This window comes from Anaerofustis stercorihominis (assembly GCF_024623185.1).
Taxonomy (GTDB): domain Bacteria; phylum Bacillota; class Clostridia; order Eubacteriales; family Anaerofustaceae; genus Anaerofustis.
This window is the reverse complement of sequence record NZ_JANJZK010000050.1, coordinates 1-2,583: the sequence shown is the minus strand read 5'-3', so window position 1 is coordinate 2,583 and position 2,583 is coordinate 1. Positions and strand designations below refer to the sequence as shown.

Annotated in this window: 2 protein-coding genes; one reads left to right on the top strand and one right to left on the bottom strand. The window is 30.0% G+C overall.

Translation table 11 applies throughout. The features are described 5' to 3' along the window. Window positions 1–189: 189 nt before the first annotated feature. Complete coding sequence (rbr, locus tag NSA01_RS09905; protein ID WP_257481298.1) at window positions 190–774, top strand: rubrerythrin; 585 nt, start codon at window positions 190–192, stop codon at window positions 772–774. A gap of 190 nt (window positions 775–964) precedes the next feature. On the opposite strand, the gene NSA01_RS09900 is transcribed toward rbr, so the two are convergent. Continuing rightward, window positions 965–1,774, bottom strand: a complete 810-nt coding sequence (locus NSA01_RS09900) for a RecX family transcriptional regulator (RefSeq protein ID WP_257481297.1) — start codon at window positions 1,772–1,774, stop codon at window positions 965–967. Window positions 1,775–2,583: the final 809 nt, after the last annotated feature.

Sequence of the window (2,583 nt, the reverse complement as noted above, 5' to 3'; positions counted from 1 at the left end):
TCGGCAAAAGGGATATTAAATTTACGAAAGCAAATCATCCATAAATCACCTAAGACATATGTTTACCTAATAATAAAAAAATACAATTTATTACAAAAATAATATACAAAATCAAAAATATTTATTAAAACTATATACATTAGTATATTTTTTCTTCCTCAGTAAAAAATACTAAAAAAGGAGGAAAAAATGGAATTTAAAAATAGTCAAACAGTTAAAAATTTAATGAGCTCATTTGTTGGAGAAAGCGGTGTATACCAAAGATATTCTTATTATGCTTCAAGAGCAAACAAAGATGGATTTAAATACATCGAAAATATTTTCAACGAAACTGCTTTAAACGAACTTTATCATGCTAAAAGATTTATGTTCCTTATAAACAAGGAATTACCGGGAGAAAAAATCATGGTGGATCAAGCCGACTACCCTGTTTTCTACGGAACTACTTTGGAAAACTTAAAATCTGCGGCTCTCGGTGAATACGAAGAAGCTTATGAAATCTATCCTACATTCGCAAACATTGCGAGAGAAGAAGGTTTTAAGGAAGTTGCAACATATTTCGATTTGATTGCTGATGTTGAAAAAACTCATCACAAGAGATATGACACATTAGCAAAAGAAGTGGAAAGAGGATTCTTCCACAGAGAAGGCGAATGTGACTGGGTATGCTTAAAATGCGGATATCATCACAAAGGACCAAACCCTCCTAAAGTTTGTCCTATATGTGACCATGCCGAAGCTTACTTCAAACCTATTTGTCCTTCTGGCAACTAAAAAAAGTGCATTAAGCACTTTTTTTAGTTTTTTTCATATGATATTATTTTATATTTCTGATTATTAAACAATATATACGTTCTTTTGTTTTTTGTATTGCTTTCTTGAAATACTAAAATTTGTTTGAAATATATTCATACTTTATAAGAAATATGAAACAAATAAACTTTCAAATCTTTACTTTATGTTTTTACAGTTCTTCCTCATTTTCCATCTCTTCAAGGATTTCATAATATACACTGTTTAATATCTCTTCGCTGTAGCCTTTGGCATAAAAGAAAGGAAATACTTTATACTTTACTTTTTCTATTTCTTCTCCCTTATTTAAATATTTATAAAAGCGCTTTTTTATCTTTTCCTTTAATTTTGTATTCTCACTTATATTCTCATCTTCGCTTATTATATCGTCTATTACGGAATTTATAAGCTTATAATCGTAACCTTTCCTCACGGCACTGTTTATTATTTTATCTCTCTTTTCCCTGTAAAATAGTTCGCTGTTTTTTCTGTCCTGTTTTGATATGAATTCGCTTAAATTCTCGGTTTCTTCTTCTATACCAAAACACCTCTCCACTGTCTTTAGGACCAAGGATACATCTATCCCCTTCTTTATAAGGTCATTCTTTATCTTATTTCTCCCGATAAGAGACGCGGATTTGCTCCTTGTAAAGTTTTCTATGTAGTCCTCGTCATTTACATACTTAAGCTCCAAAAGTCTATTTAACACATCATTTATTACGATATCGGGAAAGTGTTTCTTATCCAGATAATCGACGATTTCCTGCTCGCACCTCATGGCATAAGAAAGATAATTGAGAGCCATATTGAGTGCGGTATCGTATAGATCGTCATAGCTTTCTTTAATGAGCTCATCAATATCCACTTGATCTTCCACTTTGAGCTTACTTATGATTTTTCTGTCCAGACGAAGCACTTTTTCATCGTTTATCGTTACGTTATATTCTCTTTTTGTCTTGGTTATTTTTGTTATTACGTCCAATTTATTACCTTTCCTATTCTTTATTAATAGACAAACAACTGAGCAGCACTGTTTCTAACACCTTTTATAATAAACTTTATCCCTTAAGAACTCCAAACATACCGCATGTCTCCGTCTTCATCCCCAGCTTTTATTCATCCATTCCGCATATATTGTTATAACAAATTTTCTTCACAGAAAACTTAGAAATCATGTTATTTTGCGTACTTCATACACATAAATTTTAATCAATAAAAATCTACAAAAGCTTTTTAAGGAAATTTAGAATTGCCGATTTAAAAATAAAGGACTTTTCTATATCAGCATAAAAGCTTTAAAACTTCTCAATGTAACTGTCTACGGATTTAAAAAATAGGTATATTATATTTAAAATATGTTCAATCGTTAAACTGATAACCGGCACGATTTATTAGTTTAACGTGTATCGGATTTGCGTCAGCTGTATTTTTAAGTTTACATATTTCACCTGTACTTTAAATTTTTAACGCTCACTTCCCCAATCATCTAATTAAAAGTTTTACATTAAATAAAAGTTAATAACTCTTTTGGTTAAGTGACAGATAATATTCCTAAAAAATCATTACTTCTACAAATTAAAGGGACGGGGTCTGCGACGGTTTTAAAAAATACTGCCCTTGTTTTTGGAAAAAAATAAACCACAACCATTTAAATTAATAATTTTATATTAAATCATAGTTGATAACTCTTTTAGGTAAATAGTAAATAATTTCCCTGAAAATTTATTAATTTAGTATAAAATGATTACTTTTTATAATTAAAGGGTGGGAAAGCGGTCGTTTCAAAAATCT